Origin of the sequence: Streptomyces abyssomicinicus, assembly GCF_008974245.1 — a bacterium.
In the GTDB taxonomy this organism is placed as follows: Bacteria; Actinomycetota; Actinomycetes; order Streptomycetales; family Streptomycetaceae; genus Streptomyces; species Streptomyces abyssomicinicus.
This window is the reverse complement of record NZ_BBZI01000005.1, coordinates 335,634-358,104: the sequence shown is the minus strand read 5'-3', so window position 1 is coordinate 358,104 and position 22,471 is coordinate 335,634. Positions and strand designations below refer to the sequence as shown.

Sequence of the window (22,471 nt, the reverse complement as noted above, 5' to 3'; positions counted from 1 at the left end):
GCCGCCGTCAGCCCGGCTGTTCGCCGGTCGCCACGGGCCGGGTGGGGTCCGAGCTCCACTCGGACCACGAGCCGGGGTACAGCGCGGCCGGGACTCCGATGGTGGTCAGGGCGAGGACGCCGAGGGTGGCGGCGACGCCGCCGCCGCAGTACAGGCCGGTCCCGGTCCCTTCGGCGACGCCCAGCGCGGCATAGCGCTCCCGGAGGTCCTCCGGTCCTTCCAGCAGCCCGTCCGCGCCGAGGTTCGCGGCCCCCGGCAGGCTCAGGGCGCCGGGGATGTGCCCTCCGCCCGGCCCGCCAGGCCCGCCCGGTTCACCCGTGTACGCGGCGGCCTGGCGGGCGTCCAGCAGCCTGCCGGTGCGCGCCAGTCGCGCCGCTCCGTCGGCGTCGAGCGTCGGCATCGAGCCGGGGGTCACCGTGAAGCGGCCGTCGCGCCCCGACGGCCGCCCGCCTCCGAGGCGGCCGCCCGCGGCGATCCAGGCGCCGACTCCCCCGTCCAGGTAGCGGACGTCGGGCACGCCGGCCCAGGCGAGGATCCACCAGCCCCGCGCGGCCAGGGAGGCTTCGGCGCGGGTGTGCACCACGACCAGTGAGTCCTCGTCGATCCCCCAGCTCCGGACCCGCTGCTGGAGCGCGTCCGGGTCCGGCAGCGGGTGGTTGCCGGAGCCGGGGCGGCGCGGACCCGCGAGCTCCGTGGGCAGGTCGACGTAGTGGGCTCCCGGCAGCCGTTCCTCCGGGCCCGGGGCGTGCGGGGATTCCCGTCCGACCTCGAGCAGGACCACGTCGCGGCCGCGCTCCAGTTCCTCCAGCAGTCGTTCGGCCGAGATCACTGCCCGGCGCGTCCGGGTGTCCGTCATCGTTCTCCTCCTGCGCCGGCCACGACGCGTTCGGCCACGACGCGTTCGGCCACGGCGGGTTCGGCCGCGGCGGGTTCGGCCACGGCGGATTCCTCGCCGTGGAAGGGGGCGGCCCACAGTCCGGCGAGCACGCCGCGGGCCGTGCGGTCCGTCTCGCGCAGCGCCACGGCGTCGGCGTGCGGGGCGGGCGCGGCCAGCGAGTTCACCCGGCTGTCGCGCATGAGCACGCCCAAGGCGTAGAGCGCGGGCGCCCGACCCGGGCGCTCGCCTCCGGCCGCTTCGAGCAGCCGGCCGGTGAGCGGTTCGGCCCGCGGTGCGGCGGTGGGGACCGGTCCGTGGGCCGACGTCAGGTGGAAGACGTCCGCGAGCCCTCGGCGCCGCAGGCTCCGCAGCAGCGGGTCGGAGCCGGTGCGCAGGTCGGGCGTCGCCACGCGCGCCTCGATCACCACCTCGGCCCGTACCCCGCCGCCGCGCACCCGCGGCGACGTCCATGTCTCACGCCCGTCGGGGCCCAGCTCGCCGTTCGGGGCCGCGCGCGGTCCGAGGAAGGTGACCAGGCCCGCGTCGTGCAGGGCCAGCAGTTGCCGCAGGCGTACGGGCGGCGGGCCGTTGTTGAGGCGGAAGGCGAGGTCGACGAAGCGGGCGTGGTCCCCGAAGTAGGCCTCCGCCGTGAGTCCGCCGTCCTCCACCGCGGCGACCAGGAGTCCGCGGGCCTTGCCGAAGGAGCGGTGCGCCACCTTGAGGCTGCTCGCGGCCCCCTTGGCCGTCTCGGCCAGATCGGCCAGGAGACGGCCGCGGACCGCGCTCGCGAACGCCTCCGGGCCGGCCCACTCCCGCCGTGCGAGGGCGGCGTCCTCGTCCAGGTCGAGCCGGTGCGCCGGGTCGGGCACCGCCTCGGCGAGGACGGCCCGCCACTCGGCCCCGTCGGGAGGCAGCGCGGCGAGCGCGTCCCGCAGCCGGGGCAGGGGGACGGCGAGCGCGCCGGGGTGGGTCGTCGCCAGGTGCGTGCAGTGGTCCCAGAGCGTGTCGCGCAGGATCGCCGGGCCCAGGTGGCCGAAGTCCCCCGGGCGCGGCTGACGGCGCAGCGCCTCGCGAAGGAACCGGTGCCCGCTGTCGCCGTCCGGCACCTCGGCGCCCGGACGGCTCCGGTACGGGAGGCCGTGGCGCGAGGTGGCGTGCAGCACCGGTTCGGAGCCGGACGGTTCGTAGCGCAGCCCGGACGCGGCGGTGCCGTCGGGCACGAAGCGGCCGCCGCGGCCGACGGTGAGCAGGGTGGCCGTGTCGAAGAAGCTCAGTCCGAGCCCTTCGACCACGACGTCCGCGCCCGGCTCCGCCGCGGCGAGGTCCTGGTCGCTCGCGTTGTCGCCGCGCAGCCGCCGGATGCCGGCCTGCCGGGGGCCGGACGCCGGGCGGTGGGCCGGCATCGACCAGCCGGTGCACAGGACGACGGCGTCGGCGACGAGCGGAGCGGACCGGCCCGCGAGAAGGACCCGGTAGCGCGCCCCGTCCGGCTCGACGTCGGTGACGCGCTCACGCCGCCACTCGTGGCGCACGCCCTCGGGGAGCGAGGCGACCACCGTCTCGTGGCACCAGCGCAGGTAGTGGCCGAGCAGCACCCGGGGGGTGTAGGAGTGCGGCGTCGCCGCCCGGACGAAGTCGGCCAGTTCGGGCCGCCGGGCCAGGTCGGCGGCCAGCTCGCCGGTCAGCACGGTGCGGCCGGCGTTCGTCGTCGACGCCGTGCGGCCTCGGCCGGCCGTCGGCCCGGTCAGGGCCGCGGCGACCAGCCGCTGCCACTCCCACAGGCTGGGCCCCGCCGTCCTCGGCCCGGGGGAGCTGACCGACGCGTCGAGCCATACGGTGAAGGCGGAGGCGGGGGTGTTCATGAGCAGGGCGGCGCACTGGTCGGTGCGCCAGATGCGGCCCGGCCCGGGCGGGTGCTCGTCGACGGTGACGATCCGCAGCCGCCCGCCGGGAGGGCGGAACTCGCCGGCGTTCGCCGCCAGCCGCTCGAGGACCGAGGTCCCGCGGAAGCCGCCGCCGACGACCACGACGACGCGCTCGGCCGTGCCCGCGGCCGGCCCGCCGCGCGTCGGCGCGGGTGACGTCCCTGTCTCAGCCATGGACGGCGGCCGCCTCGGACCGTCGCTCCGGACGGGCGAGCCCGTAGTGCCGGCGCAGGGTGGTCCCCGTGTAGTCCGGCGGGCGCAGGCCCCGCCGCCTCAGTTCCGGCACCAGGTGCTCGACCAGCGCGTGGGTGCCCTGACGCAGCAGCTCCGGCTGGAGGTTGACCCCGTCCAGCGCCCCGGCCCGCGACCACGCCTCCAGTTCGTCGGCCACCGTCGCGGCGTCCCCGACCAGCAGGTTGTCCGCGCCGAGTCCTCCGCCGAGCCCTTCGACGAACTCCCGGACGTCGCGGGGGCGTCGCTCCTGCACGAAGCGGTGGACGGCCTGCAGGTGCGAGCGGTAGGCCTGGGAACTCTCCACCGGCGGCACCGCAGGGAGCGGGGCGTCCAGCGACAGGTGCCGCAGGTCGTACCCGCTGAACAGGGCTATCTGCCCGAGGACATGGCGAGGGTCGACCAGGCTGTTCAGCTCGCGCTCGAGCGCCCGGGCCTCGGCCGTGGTGGCGGCGACGAGCACGCGGAAACCGGCGAACACCCGCACGGAGTCCGGGTCGCGCCCCTCGGCGGCCGCCCGGGCGCGCAGGTCGGCGCGGAACGCGACGCCCTCGTCGATCGTGCTGACGACCGTGTAGACGGAGTCGGCGTGCCGGGCCGCCAGCGTGCGCCCGGAGTCCGACGAGCCGGCCTGAACGATGACCGGCCATCCCTGCGGCGGGCGCGGCGAGTTGAGCGGGCCGGCGATCCGGAAGTGCTCGCCGGCGTGGTCGACGGGGTGGATCTTCTCCGGGTCGACGTACCGGTTGCTCCCGCGCTCCTGGACGATCGCGTCGTCCTCCCAGCTGTCCCAGAGCTTCTTGACGGCCGTCACGAACTCGTCCGCCCGGCGGTAGCGCTCGTCGTGGCTGGGGAGGTCGTCCTGGCCGAAGTTGCGGGCCGCGGCCGGGATGGCGCTGGTCACCACGTTCCAGCCGAGCCTGCCGCGGCTGATCCGGTCCAGCGACGCGGTCTGGCGGGCCACGACGAAGGGGTCGGAGTAGGTGGTCGAGACGCTGCCGATGAGGCCGATGCGGCTGGTGCCCACCGCCAGGGCGGACAGCAGGGTGAGCGGCTCGAACGCCGGGGCCACGGCGGCGGCCTCCCGGGAGAAGGTGAGCTTGTCGGCGAGGAACAGGGCGTCGAACCCGCCTCGCTCCGCGGTGCGGGCGATGTCCAGGAGGGCGTCGATGTCGTTGATCTCCGCCAGGTCGACGGCGGGGTGGCGCCAGGCGGCCGGGTGCGAGCCGGCCGGTTTGACGTTCAGGTTCAGGCCGAGTGCCGCTCGCGACGGTCCGGGCACGCTGGTCTCCTTCGGTTCGGGTCTAGGCATAGAGGTCTCGCATCTGGCCGTGCATCGCGCGCCCGATCGCGTCGGCGAGCCGGTCGGTGGCCGCCGTGTCGTCCGGGAGCCGGAGCGTGGCGATGCGCAGGTGGCCGGTCGCGGGCGGCTCGACGAAGCTGCGGCTGCCCGCGCCGACCGAGTAGCCGGCGGTGGCGAGGTCGATCAGGGTGTCGGCCTCGTTGTTCACCTCGACCCAGAGGAACTGGGCGTTGGGGCCGGAGCGGCTGGGGATGCCGCGGCGCAGCAGCGCGTCGGCCAGCGCCGCCTTGCGTCCGGCGTACACCCCGCGGGCCCGCTTGAGCCTGCGGGCGGTGGCCGGGCTCTCGATGAGGTGGGCGAGCGCCTCCTGCAGGATGCGGCTGTTGACGGCCAGTCCGTAGCTGCGGTTGTCGCGGATGCGCTCCACCGCCGCCCGGGGGCCGCCGATCACCGAGGTCCGCAGATCGGCGCCGTAGGACCGGCAGTAGGACCGCACCCGGACGGCCTGGCCCGGCAGGACGGTGCCGAACGTCGGGCCCGCGACGTTCGCGAGGGGGCCCACCGCGTCGTCCTCGACCACGAGGACGTCGTCGAACGCGGCGATGACGTCGGCGAGTTGCCGGACGCGCGCGGGGGTGGCGGGCGGTGTCATGGCGTACGGTCCGGTGGGCTGGAACAGGTAGGTGCGGGCGCCCTGCCGCAGGGCCGCGGCCAGTGCGTCCGGGTCGGCCCCCTCCTCGTCGGCGGGCACCTGGAAGACCTCCAGTCCCAGCCGCCGGATGTGGTCGAGCAGACCGGGGTTGGCGGGGACGTCGACGGCGAGCTTCCCGCTGGGCGCGGCCAGGGTGCCGACGCACAGCAGCGCGGCCTCCGCGCCGCTGCCCCCGGCGATGTAGGCCTCGGCCTCGAACGGCCAGTCCCGCTGGGCGACCGTGCGCAGCCGGTCGGTGATGTACTGCCGGACGTTGGAGTGCAGTTGGGGGGTGCGCAGGCCGGCGGCCAGGGCGTCCGTCAGGTCCGGCAGCAGCCCGGGGTCCGACGAGGCCTGGGCGAGCTCGCCGGCCGTGTTCACCGGGTCGGTCGGGGCGGCGGGTTCGGCGGCGGGCGCCGGGCGCGCGGCGCGTGGATCGGCCACCACGGTGCCGCCCCGTCGGCGGGTCTCGACGAGGCCCTTGCCGCGCAGCACCGCGACGGCGTCGCGGATGTTGCGGAAGCTGACCCCGGTCCGCTCGCTCAGCGTGCGGATCGTGGGCAGCCGGGTGCCCGGCGGGATCGCTCCTTCACGGATTCTGCGTTCGAGCAGCGGCACGACGGACTCGGCCGAACCGGCCTCCGCGATGTGACGGACCAGCCAGTCGTCGGTCGGCCCGGCCTGGCCGGCGTCGACGGCGTACGGGGTGTCGTTCTCGTGCGTCTTGTCCATCGTCTCTCTCGCCCGCGTGGTCCTCGGGCCGGTCGGTCCGTGCGCCGGTTCGGGCGTCACGGCGGGCCGGGCCGGCGGGCGCTGCCCCTCTCTTCTGCTCCTCGTGGCACGGCAGGGGGCGCGTCCGGGGCCGGACCGGCACGGGTCCCGTCCGGACGCGCCGGGTCACTGCGCCTCCACCTGATACACGTAGCCCTGTGGCGTGAACTCCGTGGCGCCGATGTAGTCCTTGGACCACTCCTCCACGACGGACAGCGGGTCTACGTCCTGGTAGCGGTCAGGGTAGGCGAACGTCGCGAAGAAGAGCGGCGAGATCTGGTTGCCCGCCAGGTCGAACGCCCAGGGGTTGAAGAGGAACAGCTTGCCGTTGCGGACGGCCTTCAGCTTCTTCCAGCCCGGCCGGGCGAGCAGCTTGTCGGCGATCTCCTCGTACTCCGCCTCGGACCGCCCGCCGTACACGTTGTCGGTCTCCACGACGATGACGTCGGGGTCCGCCGCCAGCACCGCGGCCGGCTCGGAGTCGATGGTGTTGCCCGGGCTGTCGGCGAAGATGCTCCGGACGTTGGCCTGGCCGAACGCCAGGGTCTTGCCGCCCTCCTCGCCGCTGGTCCGGCCCGCCTTGTCCTCGTAGTAGGCGGTGGCCCGGGTCTGCTCCTTGCCGGCCCGGGCGGTGAGCGCCTCGACCTTGTCGGTGAAGGCCAGCACCTTGGCGGCCTCCTTGTCGCGCCCCAGCACCTTGCCGAGGAGTTCCACGTTGGTCTTCCAGTCCTGGGCCACCCAGGAGCTCACGACCAGCACCTGCACGCCGGACGACTTCAGCGACGACTCCGCGGCCTGCCACGGCTGGTTGCCGTACATCACCACGGCCTCCGCGCCGCTCTGGATGATGCGTTCGTAGTTCAGCGCGTCGGAACTCGCCCCGATGGACAGGCTCGAGGGGAAGTCGGCGAAGTTCTCCTGCGCGATCGTCTTGTCGTCGATGCCGACGATCTGGTCGCGGGCGCCGAGGGCCAGCGCGAGGTCGACGTTGAAGCCGCCGACGAGGGCGACCTTGCCGACCGGGCCGTCCGGGAACTCGACCGTGCGCTCGGCGCTGTCGGTGACGGTGACCAAGGACGCGCCGGACCGTGTTCCGGACCGCCCGGCCGTCCCGTCGTCGCCGTTCTGGGCGCCGCACGCGGTCGCGAGCAGGGCGGTGACGGTCAGCAGGGCCGCGGCGGCGACCGCGCGCAGCCGGCGGGTGGATGGATGGTTCACTTCTCTCCTCATGGGTGAAGGCGACGCGGAACGTCAGGTCAGGGCGGACGCGGGAAGCGGTGCGTGGCCGTGCGGTGCGGTGCCGGGACGGGCTTCGATGACGGGGTGCACCTGGACCGCGCCGTCGCGTTCGAAGAGGTCGACCTCGAGGCCGTAGACCTCCTCCAGCAGTTCCCGGTCGTAGACCTCGTTCGGCCTGCCGAACGCGACGATCCGGCCGCCCTGGAGGATCGCGACCTTGTCGCAGAAGCGGGCCGCGAGGTTGAGGTCGTGGATGGCGATCAGCGAGACGAGGTTCCGGCCGCGGGTCAGGTCGCGTACGTGGCGCAGGGTCTCGACCTGGTAGCGCAGGTCCAGCGCGCTGGTGGGTTCGTCGAGGAGCAGGATCTCCGGCTCCTGTGCGACGGCCCGGGCGACCAGCACCCGCTGCGCCTGGCCGCCGCTGAGGTCGCCCACGGAGCGGGAGGCCATGTCCGTCAGCCCCATGTGTTCGATCGCGGCGTCGACGACCTCCCAGTCCGCGCGGCGCGGCCGCATGCCGAAGTACGGCGTCCGGCCCAGCAGGACCGACTCGCGTACCGACAGCTGGAAGGTCGGCTCTCCCGACTGCGGGACGTAGGCGACCACCTTGGCGTGTTCGCTCATCCGCAGCCGGCCGAGTTGCCGGTCCTCGAAACTGATCGACCCGGTGCGCAGGCGGTTGACCCGGGCGAGGAGTTTGGTGAGCGTCGACTTGCCGGAGCCGTTCGGGCCGAGCAGGCCCACGAACTCTCCTCGTCGTACGGTCAGGTTCACGTCGTGCAGCACGGCGCGGGAGCGGGAGTAGGAGAAGGCCACGCCTTCGACGGAGAGCGTCATGACTGGGCCAGCGTTCCCTTCGACAGGACGAGGTTGATGAACAGCGGTGCGCCGATGAGCGCGACGACGATGCCGACCGGGATCACGACCGGCGACAGCACGGCCCGGCCGACCACGTCGGCGTAGAGGATGAGCAGGCCGCCGGCGATGGCCCCGAACGGCAGCAGGTAGCGGTGGTCCGAGCCCACCACCAGGCGCGCGATGTGCGGACCGACCAGTCCCACGAAGCCGATGACACCGGTGAAGGACACGACGACCGCGGTCAGGACGACCACCACCACGATGAGGACCAGGCGGGTGCGGCTGACGTTGACGCCGAGGCTGGCCGCCGCGTCGTCGCCGGCGAACGCGATGGCGTTGAGGGCCTTGGCCCGGGCGAACAGGTACGGCAGGGTGACCGCCAGCAGCACGGACACGACCAGCACCTGGTGCCAGGTGGCGTCGTTCACCGAGCCGAAGGTCCAGTGCACGATCTCGGCCAGCGTGTTCTCGTCGGCGAAGAACTGGGTGGCCGAGGTGAGCGCCTCGAAGAGCTGGAAGAACGCCATGCCGACCAGGAGCAGGGTCACGGCCTTCATCCGCTTCATCGACGCCACGCCCAGCACGATCAGGGAGACGACGAGGCTGAAGCCGAGGGCGCTGAGGATCGTCACGAGCGAGGACGGCGTGTTCCCGGCCTTGTTGGAGAGCATGATGGCCAGCGCCGCTCCGAAGGACGCCGCCGGTGAGAGCCCCAGGGTGTAGGGGCTGACCAGCGGATTGCGCAGCAACCCCTGCATGACGACCCCGGAGACGGACAGGGCCGCGCCGGCCAGGAACGCCAACAGAGCGCGTGGCAGGCGGAGTTCGGTGACAATGACCTCGGTCCGGCGGAAGCTGTCGGTCGACGGGACGCCGAAGAGGTGGATGGCGATCGTGTGGAAGACGTCGCCCAGTCCAATGCCCGCCGTACCGACGACGACCGACAGCGCCACGGACAGCAGCGACACCACCAGGCCGGCGCCGATGATCAGGGACCGGGACGGCCGGCCCCGGCGTGGCACGGCGGGGAGGGCTCGGGTGAGTACGTTGGTCATAACGCTCCGGGTCGCAGGCGGACGCCCCACGTCCGCGGCGGGACGGAGTGCGCGTCGGCAGAATGGGGGTGGATCACATGACCGTTCCCGAATATGATCCGCGCCACCGCCCGGCGGGCACCGGTAGCCGGCCGGCCGTCGGCAGGGCGCCGCAAGCCGGAAGGAGATCGAGAACATGTCGGTCCGAACGGATCGGACTCAGCGGAGAAAGGCCTGACACAGGCAGGGCCGCGCGCGCCGCGCGTCGGCCGGAAGGGTGACGCGGTCGCTAGACGGAGGCGATGTCAGCCGGACAACAGCGGCGACAACAACAGCGACAACAGCTGAGCCGCACCACACTCGCGCGAACGCGGTCGGCCTGCGGCGGCACGGCGCCCGGCGCGGGGGCCGGGAGGGGGGAGACGGACCGCGCGTATGCCTCCACGAGGTACCCGCTCATGATCCACCTCCCCGTTCTGATCCGTATCGCGGCGAATCATTTTCTTGATTCGCCGTCACTCATGCATCTTATGCACGCCAAATGCAGGGAATCAATTCCCTCCGGAATCATCTCCCCATGCGGACAGAGCAGTTGGCGCGCGGCCCTCCCGGGCGCCCTCACCCGGCGGGTTCGGCCACTCTCAGCACCAGCTTGCCGCGCACCTCGCCCCGCTCGATCCTGCGGTGCGCCTCGGCCGCCGCGCTCAGCGGCAGGACCTCGACGGCCCGCGGGCGCAGCAGTCCCTCGGCCATCACGGCGCCTACGCGGGCGGCCGCCTCGGCCACCTCGTCGGCCCGGGCGTGGGAGATGGTGAAGCCGCGCACCGACCCGTCCTTCAGGTAGAGCGGTCCGGCCGGCAGCACGGGCCGGCTGCGCAGGCCGGCCAGGACCACGACGCGGCCGCGCGGGGCGAGCAGTTCCACCGCCTCCTCCAGGTCGTTGTGTCCCGAGGTGTCGACGTACAGGTCGACCCCGCCGGGCGCGGCCGAGCGGATCAGCGCGGGCGCGTCGGGGTCGCGGTAGTCGACCACGTGTCCGGCGCCGAGGGAGCGGCAGTGGCCGGCGTCCCGTGCCGAGGCCACGGCCACCACGCGCGCTCCGGCCCGTGCGGCCAGCACCACGGCGGCGCTGCCCACGTTGCCGGCGGCGCCGAGGACGCAGACGGTCTCCCCCGCCCGCAGCCCGCCGTGGGTGAACAGCGCGAGGTGGGCGGCCGACGCGGGATGGGAGAGGGCCACCGCCTCCACGGCGTCGACGCCGTCGGGCAGCCGGTGCAGCCGGTCCGCGGGCACCACGGCCTGTTCCGCGGCGGCCCCCTGCCGCCCGGCGTGGCCCAGGCTGTTGCACCAGACACGGTCCCCGGGCCGGAAGCCCGGCGCGCCGGGCCCGGCCTCGGCGACGGTGCCGACGAGGTCCCGTCCGACGACGAACGGGAAGGGCACCGGCGTCCTGAAGGCTCCCGAGCGCACGAAGGTGTCGACCTGGTTCACGGCGGTCACCTCGACGTCGACGAGCACGTCGCACGGTCCCGGCCGGGGAGGGGGGAGTTCTCCGACCCGGATGACGTCGGGGGGACCGAGTTCTTCGATGTACGCGGCCAGCATGCGGCCGATTCTGCTCCGGCCGACGCCCCTCCCGCGTGACCCGGCGGCCCTCACGGGTCGTGTCGCGGAAACGACACCCGAGGCCTCGCCATGGACGTCGGCACCCCTCGCCGAACCGCACCGACGTCGAGCCGGCCCGGCTCGACGTCGCCGTCCTGCTGCGCTACGGCCTGACCGCCGAACCCGGCCCCCGCCGCACGGCCCTCTTCGGCGACGGCGCCGCGGGCGTCGGGCGGGCTCGCCACACCCCCCGCGTGAGCTGTGCCGCATCCCCTCCGTCCGCTCACGTCGCGACACGCCCGGCGGTACCCTTGCGGCAGCCCTTGACCCGCGCCGCGGGCAGGGAGCCGTCATTCTCGGGAGTTCGCATGCTGCGCACCATGTTCAAGTCCAAGATCCACCGCGCCACGGTCACCCAGGCCGACCTGCACTACGTGGGATCGGTGACCGTCGACGCCGACCTGCTGGACGCCGCCGACCTGCTGCCCGGCGAGCTCGTGCACATCGTCGACATCACCAACGGCGCCCGCCTGGAGACCTACACCATCGCGGGTGAGCGCGGGTCCGGCGTGATCGGCATCAACGGCGCCGCCGCCCACCTCGTCCACCCCGGCGACCTGGTGATCCTCATCAGCTACGCCCAGGTCGACGACGCCGAGGCGCGGGCGCTGAAGCCGCGGGTGGTGCACGTGGACGAGGCGAACCGGATCGTGGCGCTGGGCTCCGACGCCTCCGAGCCCGTGCCGGGCACCGACCAGCGCCGCAGCCCGCAGGCCGTCGGGGTCCGACCCGCCTGAACGGCGGGACGGCCGCCCGCGTCCGAGCGGCGGCCGTCCCGTGTCATTCCGGGTCCTCCCCCGCACGGTCGCGCAGCACCGCCCACACGGCGTCCGCACGCAGCGGCAGGTCCGTGAGGCGCACCCCGATGGCGTCCCTGACCGCGTTGGCGAGCGCCGGGGCGACGGGGTTGAAGGGCAGCTCGCTCACCGGCTTGGGCACGGAGAGCATCGCCCCGTCACCCTCGGCACCGGCACCGGCACCGGCACCGGCACCGGCACCACCGTCGGCGGTGACCAGGTGCACCTCGGTGGGCGGGAGGTCGCCGAGCCGGGGCACGGTGTAGCCGCGCAGGCTGTCGTTGGCGACGCGGCCGTGCGGGTCGGTACGCAGTTCCTCCCACAGGGCGAGGCCCGCTCCCTGGGTGACGGCCCCCTCGACCTGGTCACGGCACCGCTCCGCGTCCAGCACCCGTCCCGCGTCAACCACGTGCACGCTGTCCAGCACCCGCACGACCCCGGTCGCCGGGTCGACGGCGACCCGGAACCACTGCGCGCACGCCGCGACGCCCAGCGGCAGTTCGTCGGCCGGGGCGCGCCCGGTGGCGGACACCGGGCGTCCGGGGTTCTCGGCCATGCGGTCCCGCAGGGCCCGGCAGGCCCGTTCGACGGCCTTGCCGGTGAGCAGCACGCCGGTGGAGCCGTAGCCGCCGGTGTCGTGGCCGAGCAGGTCGGTGTCGGCCTGCCGGTGGCGCACCCGCTCGGGCGCGACACCGAGCGCGGCGGCCGCGAGGCGGCGCAGCACCGGTCCGGTCCCGCTGCCGAACTCCGGTGCGCCAGTGGACAGTTCGTAGTGGCCGTCGTCTCGTAGTGTCACCGCCGCCTCGGCGATGTGGCCGTCGCCGGGCAGGGTCGGCTGGGCGGCGAACGCCAGGCCCTCGCCGATCGCCGCACCGGGCGGGAGGCCGTCCGGGCGGTCCCGGCGGCGGCGTTCCCGGGCCTCGGCGAGGACCTCGACGCACCGGGCGAGCCCGTCGTCGACGACAGGCGGCCGTCCGGGGCTGCCCGCGACGGGCGAGGACCCGCCGGCGGGCGGGTGGACCCGGCGGCGCAGTTCCAGGGGGTCGAGGCGCAGGAGACGGGCGAGGTCGTCGAGGGCGCTCTGCACGGCGTGGGCGGCCTGTCCGGCGCCGTAGCCGCGGAAGGCGCCGGAGGGGACGTGGTGGGTGCGGACGCTGTACCCGTCCACGGCGACGTCCGGGCAGTCCAGCAGCAGGACGGCGGCCGTGCAGGCGGCGTCGAGGACGGCGGGGCCGTGGTTGCCGTGGGCACCGGTGTCGGCCACCGCGCGGATCCTGACGCCGGTGAGCCGTCCGTCCCGGCGTACGCCGAGCGTGACGCGGATCCGGAAGGGGTGGCGGACGGTCGCGGCGGTGAGTTCCTCGGTCCGGGTGAACTCCCACTGGACCGGGCGGCCGGTGCGCAGCGCGGCGAGCACGGCGAGGTCCTCGGTGAGCATCTCCTGCTTGCCGCCGAACGCCCCGCCGAGCCGCCCGGCGGTGACCCTGACCCGCTCCTCGGGCAGTCCGAAGATCCGGCACAGGGTGCGGCGGACGAGGTGCGGCGCCTGGGTCGCGGTGTGCACGCGCAGGCGGCCGTCGGGGTCGGTCCAGGCGCGGGTGGCGTGGCACTCCAGGGCGGTGTGCTGGGCGCGCGGGCTGCCGAACACCGCCTCGTGCACCACGTCCGCCTCCGCGAGCCCGCGGTCCGGGTCGCCGGCCCGCCGGTGGACCTCGTGGACGATGTTGCCGTCGGGGTGGACCCGTGGCGCGTCGGGCCGTAGCGCCTCCTCCGGGTCGAGGACGGCGGGGAGCGGCTCGTACACCACGTCGACCAGCCGGGCCGCCCGCTCGGCGGCGGCGGGGCTCTCGGCCACCACCGCGGCGACGCGCATGCCGACGTGGCGGACCACGTCGTCGAGGACGCGGGTGTCGGCGGGGTCGTCGCCGGGGCGGTCGAGCAGCGGGTGGCCGGGGCGTCGTGGTGGGTGAGCACGGCGTGCACCCCCAGGGCGGCCAGGGCGGCGGTGGTGTCGACGGAGACGATCCGGGCGTGGGCGTGCGGCGAACGCACCACCGCGAGGTGCAGCAGGCCGCCGGGCGGCGGGTCGTCGAGGGTGAACCGGGCGGTGCCGGTGACGACAGCACGGGCCTCACCGTCGGGCACGGCACGGGCCTCACCGTCGGGCACGGCACGGGCCTCACCCTCGGGTACGGCTCCGGGAGGGCCCCGGCGGGCCGCACGGGCCGCCTGTGTCAGGGCGCGGTATCCGGTGCAGCGGCACAGGTTGCCCTTGAACGCCTCTGCCGGGTCGTCGGCCTGCCCGGGTGTCAGCGCGGCCGTGGTCACGACGAAGCCGGGGGTGCAGTAGCCGCACTGGTAGGCGCGGGCCTCGGCGAACGCCTCCTGCGCCGGGTGGAGGTGCTCCCCGGCCAGGCCTTCGACGGTGGTGACCGCGCGTCCGTCCACGCGGTGGGCGGGGTACAAGCAGCTGTGCACGGGCAGCCCGTCGACCAGGACGGTGCAGGCCCCGCAGTCGCCGGTGTCGCAGCCCTTCTTCACGCCGGTGCGGCCGAGGTCGCGCAGGTAGGTGCGCAGGCACTGTCCGGGCGCGGGCGGGTCGCCGGCCTCGCGGCCGTCGACCCGGACGTGGAACGGCATCGGCTCAGTCCTCCCCCGCCGGGCTCCGGTCGGCCGCCCGCCCCCGGGGCTCCTCCCGGTCCGTCTCCCCCGCCAGGTCCCGGCGGGCCTGTTCGGCGAGGTGCAGGGACAGGTGGCGCCGCCAGGCCGGGTGCCCGTGGACGTCGTCCAGCATCACCCCGGGCGGCAACGCCTCCTCGAGCGCCCGGCGCAGCACGGCGGCGGACGGCGGCGCGGGGAAGCGGACGGTGACGGGGCGGACGGTCGCCGCGGTGACGGTGCACGCGGTGCCGGCGTGCGCGGCCCCTCCCCCGCCGACGGTGACCAGCGCCGCGGACCGGCCGTGCGGCTGGAGGCTCACCCTGCGCAGCGCGGTGCGACGCTCCAGCGCGGCGGCCGGCAGGGTGACGTCGCGGAGCAGCTCCCCCGCCGCCAGCCGGGTACGGCCGTTCCCGCACACCAACTCCTCGACGGCCGAGGTGCGTTCGGAGCCGTCGGGGCTGACGAGACGGCACCGGCCGTCCAGCGCGACGGCCATCGAGATCATCGGCCCGGCGGGCAGGGCCAGGCAGATGTTGCCGCCGACGGTGGCGGTGTTCCAGATCTTGAAGGAGGAGGAGAAGGCCCGGCAGCAGCGGGCGACGAACGCCCGCCCGCGCGGCCAGGGGCGGCGGGGATCCTCGGCGAAGGCCAGCAGTTCGGCGACGGTGCAGGTGGCCGCGACGGTCAGGCCGTCGCGGCCCGCAGTGAGCGGCGGCCACCCGAGTCCCGTGAGGTCGCGCAGGCGCAGGAGGTGCGGGCGCGGTTCGGCGAACAGCGCGGTGCCGCCCGCGAGCCACGCGTCGCCCGGCCGCCAGCCACCGGCCTCGCGCGCGTCGACGACTTCCCGGACGGACGTGAGATCCACGCCCTCACCATGGCCGCTCCGGTCTCCCGGCCCGGTCAGCACACGCGGAGCGCGCCGCCCCGTCACCCCTCGGGCACAGCTGACTTCTTTTCATGAATGCGTGCGCGAGGGCTTGTCGAGGCATCGGTTCATCACTTAAATCAAACCCTGAATTAAGTCGCACAGTTCCAGCGTGCGCGAGCGGACGTCATCCCCCCTCGTACTTCCACCCGCATGGAGCCAGGACATGAGACTCAGATCCCTGGGTGCCGCTCTCGTCGCCACGGCGGCGTTGCTCACCCTCCCCGCACAGTCCGCCTCGGCGCGGCCCGACCAGGCGCCGGCGGCGCCGGCCGCCGCCGAGGTCCCCCTCTCCCAGGGCCGTACGGCCACCTCCTCCTCCGACGAGAGCCCGGTGTACGCGGCCGGGCTCGCGGTCGACGGCGACACCGGCACCCGGTGGTCGTCGACGGCCGCCGACAACCAGTGGCTCCGCGTCGACCTCGGCGCGCGTGCCTCGGTCACCCAGGTGGTGCTGCGCTGGGAGGCCGCCTACGCGGCCGACTACCGCGTCCAGTTCTCCCAGGACGGCACCACCTGGACCGACGCCCGCAAGGTGACCGGCGGCGACGGCGGCACCGACACCGTCGACGTCTCCGGCGACGCCCGGCACGTGCGGGTGTACGCCGACCGCCGGGCCACCCAGTACGGCGTCTCCCTCTGGGAGTTCCAGGTGTTCGGCACCACCGGCGCCGCCTCCGGCTGTTCGACGGCCAACGCCGCGCTGAACCGCCCGGCCACCGCCTCCTCCACCGAGAGCGCCGCTCTCGCCGCCTCGGCGGCCTTCGACGGCAGCGGCTCCACCCGCTGGTCGAGCGCCCACGCCGACCCGCAGTGGCTGCGGGTCGACCTCGGCTCCGTCCAGGACGTCTGCCGGATCGACCTGGACTGGGAGGCCGCGTACGCCCGCGACTTCACCCTCCAGGTGTCCGCCGACGGCACCACCTGGACCACGCTGAGGAACGTCACCGGCGGCACCGGTGGCAAGGCCTCCTACGAGGTCGCCGGATCGGGCCGCTACGTGCGGCTGCACGGCACCGCACGCGCCACCGCCTACGGCTACTCGCTGTGGGAGATGGCCGTGCGCACCGGATCGGGCGGCGGCGTCCCGCCGGTCACCGGCGGCGGCGACCTCGGGCCCAACGTGATCGTCGTCGACCCGTCCACGCCCAACCTCCAGCAGCGCTTCGACGACGTCTTCGCGCGGCAGGAGTCCGACCAGTTCGGTGAGGGCCGCTACCAGTTCCTGCTGAAGCCCGGCACGTACAACGGCATCAACGCCCAGATCGGCTTCTACACCTCGATCTCCGGCCTCGGCCTCAACCCCGACGACACGCAGATCAACGGCGACGTCACCGTGGACGCCGGCTGGTTCAACGGCAACGCCACCCAGAACTTCTGGCGTTCGGCGGAGAACCTGGCCATCACCCCGTCCAACGGCACCAACCGGTGGGCGGTCGCCCAGGCGGCCCCGTTCCGCCGCATCCACGTCAAGGGCGGTCTCAACCTCGCCCCGAACGGCTACGGATGGGCCTCCGGCGGCTACATCGCCGACTCTAAGATCGACGGCACGGTCGGCCCGTACTCGCAGCAGCAGTGGTACACCCGCGACAGCTCGGTCGGCGGCTGGACCAACGGCGTGTGGAACATGACGTTCACCGGCGTGCAGGGCGCTCCGGCGACCAACTTCGCGACCGGCCCGTACACCACGATGGACACCACGCCCATCTCCCGGGAGAAGCCGTTCCTCTACCTGGACGGCTCCGCCTACAAGGTGTTCGTCCCCGCCAAGCGCACCAACGCGCGGGGCGTGTCCTGGCCGGCCAACGCGGGCACGTCGCTCCCGCTGGACCAGTTCTACGTGGTCAAGCCGGGCGCGACCGCGGCCACCATCAACGCCGCGCTCGCCCAGGGGCTGCACCTGCTGGTCACCCCGGGCGTCTACCACCTGGACCGGGCGATCGAGATCGACCGGGCCGACACGGTGGTCCTGGGTCTCGGCCTCGCCACCTTCATCCCGGACAACGGCGTCGACGCCATGCACGTCGCGGACGTGGACGGCGTGCGGCTGGCGGGCTTCCTGATCGACGCCGGCGCCACCCGCTCCGACACCCTGCTGCGGATCGGCCCGTCCGGTGCCTCGGCGGACCACGCCGCCAACCCGACCACCATGCAGGACGTGTTCGTCCGCGTCGGCGGCGCGGGCCCCGGCCTGGCCGTGAACGGCGTGGTGATCAACAGCGACGACGTGGTGGTCGACCACACCTGGATCTGGCGCGCGGACCACGGCGCCGGGGTCGGCTGGGAGACCAACCGGTCCGACTACGGCATGGTCGTCAACGGTGACGACGTCCTGACCACGGGTCTGTTCGTCGAGCACTTCAACAAGTACGACGTCCTGTGGCAGGGCGAGCGCGGGCGCACCATCTTCTTCCAGAACGAGAAGGCGTACGACGCTCCGAACGCCGCCGCGATCACCCATGACGGGATCGTGGGCTGGGCCGCCTACAAGGTGGCGGACTCGGTCGACACGCACGAGGCGTGGGCGCTGGGCAGCTACTGCAACTACACGTCCGACTCGTCGATCGTGCAGCACCACGGCTTCCAGGTGCCGGTGAAGCCGGGGATCAGCATGAACCACCTCCAGGTGATCTCCCTGGGCGGCATGGGCCAGTACCGGCACGTCATCAACGACACAGGGTCGGCCACCTCCGGCTCGGACACCGTCCCCTCGAAGGTCGTCCGCTTCCCGTAGGCGGCCGTCCGGCACGTGGCATGCGCCCGCTCGCGCACCGCACGAGGAAGGCCCCCCGGGAGACCGGGGGGCCTTTCGTCGCGCCGGGAGGGTCAGACCGTGGAGTCCTGCTCCTCCCCGCCCGCCGTGTGGGAGCGGACGATCTCCGCGTACCGCCGGCCGCTGGACTTCACCGTGCGCCGCTGGGTCGCGTAGTCGACGTGGACGAGCCCGAACCGCTTGTCGTAGCCGTACGCCCACTCGAAGTTGTCCAGCAGCGACCAGGCGAAGTAGCCCGCCAGCGGGGCGCCCTTGCGGGCGGCGGAGGCGCAGGCCGCGAGGTGGCGCTCCAGGTAGGCGGCCCGCTCCGGGTCCCGCACGCTCGCGTCCTCGCCCACCACGTCGGGGTAGCTGGAGCCGTTCTCGGTGACGTACAGCTCGCGGGCCCCGTACTCCTCGGTGAGCCGCAGCAGCAGCGACTCGATGCCGCCGGCGTCCACCTGCCAGTCCATGCCGGTGCGCTCCACGTCGGGCAGGCGGACCTCGCGGACGAACGGCGCGGGGCCGGCGGGGTCGTCGGCGACGGTCATCGGGAAGTAGTAGTTCAGGCCCAGCCAGTCCAGCGGCTGCGCGATCGTCTCCAGGTCACCGGCCCGCTCCGGGAGCTCGACGCCGTAGACCTCCCGCATGTCCTCGGGGAAGCCGCGCCCGTGCACCGGGTCCAGCCACCAGCGGTTGGTGTGCCCGTCCATCCGGCGGGCGGCGGCCAGGTCCTCGGCGCCGCCGGTGGCGGGGCGGATCTCGGAGAGGTTGTTGACGATGCCGACGCGAGCGCCGGGCGCGGCGGCCCGGATGGCCTGTGCGGCCAGGCCGTGGCCGAGCAGCAGGTGGTAGGAGGCGCGGACGGCGGCGGTCAGGTCGGTGAGGCCGGGGGCCATCCGGCCCTCGAGGTGTCCGATCCAGGCGGAGCAGAGCGGTTCGTTGAGCGTGGCCCAGTGCTTCACCCGGTCGCCGATCCGTCCGGCCAGCGCGGAGGCGTAGGCGGCCAGGTGGTGGGCGGTGTCCCGTTCGGGCCAGCCGCCGCGGTCCTGGAGGACCTGCGGCAGGTCCCAGTGGTAGGCGGTGACCGACGGCGTGATGCCGGCCTCGAGCAGGGCGTCGACCAGCCGGTCGTAGAAGTCGAGGCCCCGTTCGTTGGCGGGTCCGTCGCCGCCGGGGACGACGCGGGGCCAGGCGGCGGAGAGCCGGTAGGCGTTGACGCCGAGTTCCCTCATCAGCGCGATGTCCTCGCGCCAGCGGTGGTAGTGGTCGCAGGCCACGTCGCCGGTGTCGCCGTTGTCGACGCGGCCCGGGGTGTGCGAGAAGGTGTCCCAGATGGAGGGCGAGCGGCCGTCCTCGGCGACGGCGCCTTCGATCTGGTAGGCCGAGGTGGCCGTGCCCCACAGGAAGTCGCGGGGCAGCGCGGCGAGGTCGATGGACACGGGTTTCCCTTCGGAAGGTACGAGGTGCGGGGCGGTGCGGCCCGTCACTTGACGGCGCCGGCCGTCAGGCCGGCCACCAGATAGCGCTGGAGGAGCAGGAACCCGGCGACCACCGGCACGCTCACCACCAGGGAGGCGGCCATGATCTGGTTCCAGTAGACCTCGGTCTGCGTGGCGTATGCCTGCAGGCCGACCGCGAGGGTGCGGGTGGTGTCGTTGGTCATCACGGAGGCGAAGAGCACCTCGCTCCAGGCGGTCATGAAGGCGTAGACGGTGACGGCCACGATGCCGGGCACCGCGGCCGGCACCACCACCCGCAGCAGCGCTGCCAGCGGTCCGCAGCCGTCCACCAGCGCCGCCTCGTCCAGCTCGCGCGGGACGGAGGCGAAGTAGCCGATCAGCATCCAGATGGAGAACGGCAGCGAGAAGGTCAGATAGGTGAGGATCAGACCGCCGCGCGAGCCGAACAGGGCGACGCCGGTGGCGTTGCCGATGTTGACGTAGATGAGGAAGAGCGGCAGCAGGAAGAGGATGCCGGGGAACATCTGGGTCGAGAGCACGGTGGTCGTGAAGATCCGCTTGCCGCGGAACTCGTACCGGCTCACCGCGTAGGCGGCGAAGACCGCGATCACCACCGAGCAGACCGTCGCCGCGCCCGCCACGATCAGCGAGTTGACGAAGTAGCGGCCGAGCGGGACGGTCGACCAGATGTCGATGTACGGACTGACGGTGAGTTCGGCGGGCAGCCACCGGAACTCCCCCGAGACGTCCTGGAGCGGCTTGAGCGAGCTGGAGATCATCACCCAGACCGGCACCGCCACGAAGACGGTGAGCAGGGTGAGGAACACGCGCCGCGACCAGACGAAGGAGCGGGGCGCGGCCATGGGGGACCTGGGGGTGTCAGCCATCGGCCTTCCTCCGTCCGCGTGAGGTGATCAGCAGGAATCCGGCGGTGACCACGAGCAGGAAGAGCAGCAGCAGGACGGACATGGCCGATCCGCTGCCGAAGTTCCAGGTGACGAAGGACGCCTGGTAGATGTGGATGGAGACCAGGTCGGCGGCCTCCGGCGCGGACTTGCCGAAGAGGACGAACGGCGTGTTGAAGTCGTTGAACGTCCACAGGAAGAGCACCAGGACGAGCACCTGGTTGACCGACCGGAGCGAGGGCAGGGTGACCCGCAGCAGCTGCTGCCAGCGGCCCGCGCCGTCGAGGGCGGCCGCCTCGTAGAGCTCGCGGGGGACGGTCTGCAGGCCGGCCATCACGATCAGGAAGGCGAACGGCCAGCCCCTCCAGACCGAGACGGTCAGCATGGCCCAGAAGCTGTTGTCGCCCAGCAGCCAGAACGGCGCCTCGTCGAACAGCCCGAGCTGGTCGACCAGGACGTGGTTCACCAGGCCGTTGTCGCGCTGGAACATGAAGGTCCAGGTGATCACGGCGGCGTACATGGGCAGCGCGTACGGCACCAGGTACAGGGCGCGCAGCAGGCCCCGGCCGCGGAAGGACTCCTGGAGGTAGACGGCGGTGGTCATGCCCAGCAGCCAGCACAGGCCGACCGACAGGACGGTGAAGAGGCAGGTGACCCAGAAGGAGTGGAGCAGCGCCGCGCCGACGGGCGTGTCGACGTCGACGGCGACGCGGAAGTTCTCAAGTCCCCGCCAGGGGGCGGTGGTCCAGTCGCGGATGTAGAACTGCGTGAGCTCCTTGAAGCTCATCAGCAGCCCGTACACCATCGGCACCAGGTGGACGAGGAGTTCGAGGGCGAGCGCGGGCAGCAGCAGCGCGTAGGGCAGCCAGGCCCGGCGCAGCCGTCCGGGGCGGCGCGGTGCCCGCGCCGCCCCCTTGGCCGCCCGCTTCCCCTCCGGGGGAGCGAGTGTGGTGGTCATGTGCTGTGTCACCCCTGCGGCATCTGCTGCTGGGCCTTGGTGAGCTTCTCCCGGACGAGGTCCTCGGTGACCGGCTTCCCGGCGGCGGCCTCGGCGAAGAGTTCCTTCACGGCGGTGCCGACGGCCGTCTCGAACTGCGACTCGGAGGGGACCTGCGGCAGCGGCGCGGCGCTCTTGGCGAGGGTGTCGCGGACCACCTTCTGGGTGGGACCGTCGAAGGCCGGGTCGTCCTGGGCGGCCTTGACCGGCGGGATGGAGCCGTAGGCGGAGTTGAGCGTCTTCTGCTCGGCGTCGCTGGTCATGAACTTCACGAATTCCAGGGAGCCGTCGAGGTTGTCCGTGTTCTTGAAGACGGCCATGTTGATCCCGGCCACCATGGAGTTGACGGCGGTGCCGCCGCCGGGCTCGCCGGACTGCACGGGTATCGGGGCGACGCCCCAGTCGTCGTCCGTCATCCCGTGGGAGGCGAAGGCGGTCTGCGCGTTCTGCCACATGACCATCGCCGTCTTGTTCTTGGCGAAGTCCTGGAGAGACTGGTTCTGTGCGTACTCGGCGTTGCCCGGAGCGATGATCTCGTGCTCGGCCATCAGGTCCACGTACTGCTTCACGGCGTCCACGGCGGCGTCCGAGGTGAAGTCGGGCTTGCCGTCGGCGGTGAAGAAGGTGGTGCCGTGCTGCCGGCCGAAGGTGAACACGTGGTGGATGTTCTCCGAGAGGTTGGCCCCCTCGGCGCCCAGCGCGAACTTCCCGTCACCGCTGAGCCTCTTGCCGGTCTCGACCACCTCGTCCCAGGTGGCGGGCGGTTCGGTGATGCCGGCGTCGGCGAACATCTTCTTGTTCCAGTAGAGCGTGTAGGCCATCGAGTACAGCGGGACGGCGGCCGGGTCCTGGCCCTCGGCGCCCGCCGAGGCGATCGCGGACTCCACGAAGCGGTCGCGGCCGCCGATCTTCTCGAAGTTCTTGTCGTCCCAGGGCAGCAGCGCGCCGGTCGCCTGGAGGGACGCGGACCAGGTGTTGCCGATGTTGAGCACGTCCGGCCCCTGGCCGGAGGTGGTGGCGGCGAGGATCCTGTTGAGCAGGTCGCTCCAGGGCACGACCTCCAGCTCGACGTCGATCCCGGTGTCCTTCTCGAACTTGGCGATCTCGGCGGTGAGGATCTTCTTGTCCGCCTCGATGCTGGGGCCCTGGTTGGAGGCCCAGTAGGTGAGCTTCTCGGGCGAGTCGCCGGACCCGCCGCCGGTCGCCGAACCGCCGCCGCAGGCGGATACGGCGGCCAGCAGGGAGACGGTGACCGCGCCGGCGGCCGCGGCTCGGATTCTGCGCATGGGTACGTAGGTCCCTTCCCGGGAGTCGACGGTCGGCGGCCCGCTTCCGCGGCGCTTCCCGTCACGACTTAATTCAGGGCGTGAGTTAAGA

General features: G+C 73.4%; 16 protein-coding genes and 1 pseudogene. 2 read left to right on the top strand and 15 right to left on the bottom strand.

The genetic code is table 11. The features are described 5' to 3' along the window. Positions 1–7: 7 nt before the first annotated feature. The 8 genes from GBN72_RS01470 to GBN72_RS01435 all read right to left on the bottom strand — a co-directional run bounded on the left by GBN72_RS01470 (position 8) and on the right by GBN72_RS01435 (position 10,534). Positions 8–856, bottom strand: coding sequence for a sulfurtransferase (locus tag GBN72_RS01470; protein WP_151769779.1), 849 nt, complete (start codon positions 854–856; stop codon positions 8–10). Continuing rightward, positions 853–2,976, bottom strand: a complete 2,124-nt coding sequence (locus tag GBN72_RS01465; protein ID WP_151769778.1) for an FAD/NAD(P)-binding protein — start codon at positions 2,974–2,976, stop codon at positions 853–855. Before GBN72_RS01465 ends, GBN72_RS01470 begins: the two co-directional genes overlap by 4 nt. Continuing rightward, positions 2,969–4,315 (bottom strand): NtaA/DmoA family FMN-dependent monooxygenase, encoded by a 1,347-nt coding sequence (locus tag GBN72_RS01460; protein ID WP_218042005.1) that lies wholly within the window; start codon positions 4,313–4,315, stop codon positions 2,969–2,971. The genes GBN72_RS01465 and GBN72_RS01460 overlap by 8 nt, the downstream gene beginning before the upstream one ends. A gap of 22 nt (positions 4,316–4,337) precedes the next feature. After that, positions 4,338–5,759 carry an aminotransferase class I/II-fold pyridoxal phosphate-dependent enzyme gene (locus GBN72_RS01455; protein WP_151769776.1) on the bottom strand — a complete coding sequence of 474 codons (1,422 nt, stop codon included), beginning with the start codon at positions 5,757–5,759 and terminating at the stop codon, positions 4,338–4,340. 165 nt (positions 5,760–5,924) lie between these two features. Continuing rightward, the gene (locus GBN72_RS01450) at positions 5,925–7,016 is read right to left on the bottom strand and encodes an ABC transporter substrate-binding protein (RefSeq protein WP_218042004.1); all 1,092 of its coding nucleotides are present in this window, start codon (positions 7,014–7,016) and stop codon (positions 5,925–5,927) included. Positions 7,017–7,049: 33 nt separating this feature from the next. Then, positions 7,050–7,874: an ABC transporter ATP-binding protein gene (locus tag GBN72_RS01445; RefSeq protein WP_151769774.1), complete on the bottom strand. Its 825-nt coding sequence runs from the start codon at positions 7,872–7,874 to the stop codon at positions 7,050–7,052. Then, positions 7,871–8,950, bottom strand: a complete 1,080-nt coding sequence (locus GBN72_RS01440) for a FecCD family ABC transporter permease (protein ID WP_151769773.1) — start codon at positions 8,948–8,950, stop codon at positions 7,871–7,873. Before GBN72_RS01440 ends, GBN72_RS01445 begins: the two co-directional genes overlap by 4 nt. A 597-nt stretch (positions 8,951–9,547) precedes the next feature. Beyond that, positions 9,548–10,534, bottom strand: a complete 987-nt coding sequence (locus GBN72_RS01435; RefSeq protein WP_151769772.1) for an NADPH:quinone reductase — start codon at positions 10,532–10,534, stop codon at positions 9,548–9,550. Positions 10,535–10,902: 368 nt separating this feature from the next. On the opposite strand from GBN72_RS01435, the gene panD reads away from it, so the two are divergent. Continuing rightward, positions 10,903–11,331, top strand: a complete 429-nt coding sequence (gene panD, locus GBN72_RS01430) for an aspartate 1-decarboxylase (RefSeq protein WP_151769771.1) — start codon at positions 10,903–10,905, stop codon at positions 11,329–11,331. A gap of 43 nt (positions 11,332–11,374) precedes the next feature. On the opposite strand, the gene GBN72_RS01425 is transcribed toward panD, so the two are convergent. The 3 genes and pseudogenes from GBN72_RS01425 to GBN72_RS01420 form a co-directional block, all read right to left on the bottom strand. Beyond that, a complete protein-coding gene (locus tag GBN72_RS01425; RefSeq protein WP_369695864.1) occupies positions 11,375–13,282 on the bottom strand; it encodes a xanthine dehydrogenase family protein molybdopterin-binding subunit in 1,908 nt (635 codons plus the stop codon). A 98-nt stretch (positions 13,283–13,380) separates the two neighbouring features. Then, positions 13,381–14,031, bottom strand: a pseudogene (locus tag GBN72_RS35980) ((2Fe-2S)-binding protein); the annotation flags it as partial. Positions 14,032–14,035: 4 nt separating this feature from the next. After that, on the bottom strand, positions 14,036–14,917 hold the full coding sequence (locus tag GBN72_RS01420; RefSeq protein WP_151769770.1) for an FAD binding domain-containing protein: 882 nt from the start codon (positions 14,915–14,917) through the stop codon (positions 14,036–14,038). A gap of 226 nt (positions 14,918–15,143) precedes the next feature. On the opposite strand from GBN72_RS01420, the gene GBN72_RS01415 reads away from it, so the two are divergent. Further along, positions 15,144–17,711, top strand: a complete 2,568-nt coding sequence (locus tag GBN72_RS01415; RefSeq protein ID WP_151769769.1) for a discoidin domain-containing protein — start codon at positions 15,144–15,146, stop codon at positions 17,709–17,711. Between the two features lie 92 nt (positions 17,712–17,803). Here GBN72_RS01415 and GBN72_RS01410 read toward each other — a convergent pair whose 3' ends face one another. From GBN72_RS01410 to GBN72_RS01395, 4 genes are read right to left on the bottom strand one after another with little or no spacing between them, the layout of a single operon-like run. Next, on the bottom strand, positions 17,804–19,171 hold the full coding sequence (locus GBN72_RS01410; RefSeq protein ID WP_151769768.1) for a GH1 family beta-glucosidase: 1,368 nt from the start codon (positions 19,169–19,171) through the stop codon (positions 17,804–17,806). A 44-nt stretch (positions 19,172–19,215) separates the two neighbouring features. Then, positions 19,216–20,079: a carbohydrate ABC transporter permease gene (locus tag GBN72_RS01405; protein ID WP_151769767.1), complete on the bottom strand. Its 864-nt coding sequence runs from the start codon at positions 20,077–20,079 to the stop codon at positions 19,216–19,218. Beyond that, entirely contained in the window at positions 20,072–21,055 is a 984-nt protein-coding gene (locus GBN72_RS01400) for a carbohydrate ABC transporter permease (RefSeq protein WP_151769766.1), read from the bottom strand. The genes GBN72_RS01405 and GBN72_RS01400 overlap by 8 nt, the downstream gene beginning before the upstream one ends. A gap of 8 nt (positions 21,056–21,063) precedes the next feature. Further along, entirely contained in the window at positions 21,064–22,380 is a 1,317-nt protein-coding gene (locus tag GBN72_RS01395) for an ABC transporter substrate-binding protein (RefSeq protein ID WP_151769765.1), read from the bottom strand. Positions 22,381–22,471 lie beyond the last annotated feature (91 nt).

Excerpts from the sequence above, each read along its gene's own strand:
- GBN72_RS01470 (WP_151769779.1), bottom strand. The coding sequence starts at position 856 with ATGACGGACACCCGGACGCGCCGGGCAGTGATCTCGGCCGAACGACTG.
- GBN72_RS01465 (WP_151769778.1), bottom strand. The coding sequence starts at position 2,976 with ATGGCTGAGACAGGGACGTCACCCGCGCCGACGCGCGGCGGGCCGGCC.
- GBN72_RS01455 (WP_151769776.1), bottom strand. The coding sequence starts at position 5,759 with ATGGACAAGACGCACGAGAACGACACCCCGTACGCCGTCGACGCCGGC.
- GBN72_RS01445 (WP_151769774.1), bottom strand. The coding sequence starts at position 7,874 with ATGACGCTCTCCGTCGAAGGCGTGGCCTTCTCCTACTCCCGCTCCCGC.
- GBN72_RS01440 (WP_151769773.1), bottom strand. The coding sequence starts at position 8,950 with ATGACCAACGTACTCACCCGAGCCCTCCCCGCCGTGCCACGCCGGGGC.
- GBN72_RS01435 (WP_151769772.1), bottom strand. The coding sequence starts at position 10,534 with ATGCTGGCCGCGTACATCGAAGAACTCGGTCCCCCCGACGTCATCCGG.
- panD (WP_151769771.1), top strand. The coding sequence starts at position 10,903 with ATGCTGCGCACCATGTTCAAGTCCAAGATCCACCGCGCCACGGTCACC.
- GBN72_RS01415 (WP_151769769.1), top strand. The coding sequence starts at position 15,144 with ATGAGACTCAGATCCCTGGGTGCCGCTCTCGTCGCCACGGCGGCGTTG.
- GBN72_RS01405 (WP_151769767.1), bottom strand. The coding sequence starts at position 20,079 with ATGGCTGACACCCCCAGGTCCCCCATGGCCGCGCCCCGCTCCTTCGTC.
- GBN72_RS01400 (WP_151769766.1), bottom strand. The coding sequence starts at position 21,055 with ATGACCACCACACTCGCTCCCCCGGAGGGGAAGCGGGCGGCCAAGGGG.
- GBN72_RS01395 (WP_151769765.1), bottom strand. The coding sequence starts at position 22,380 with ATGCGCAGAATCCGAGCCGCGGCCGCCGGCGCGGTCACCGTCTCCCTG.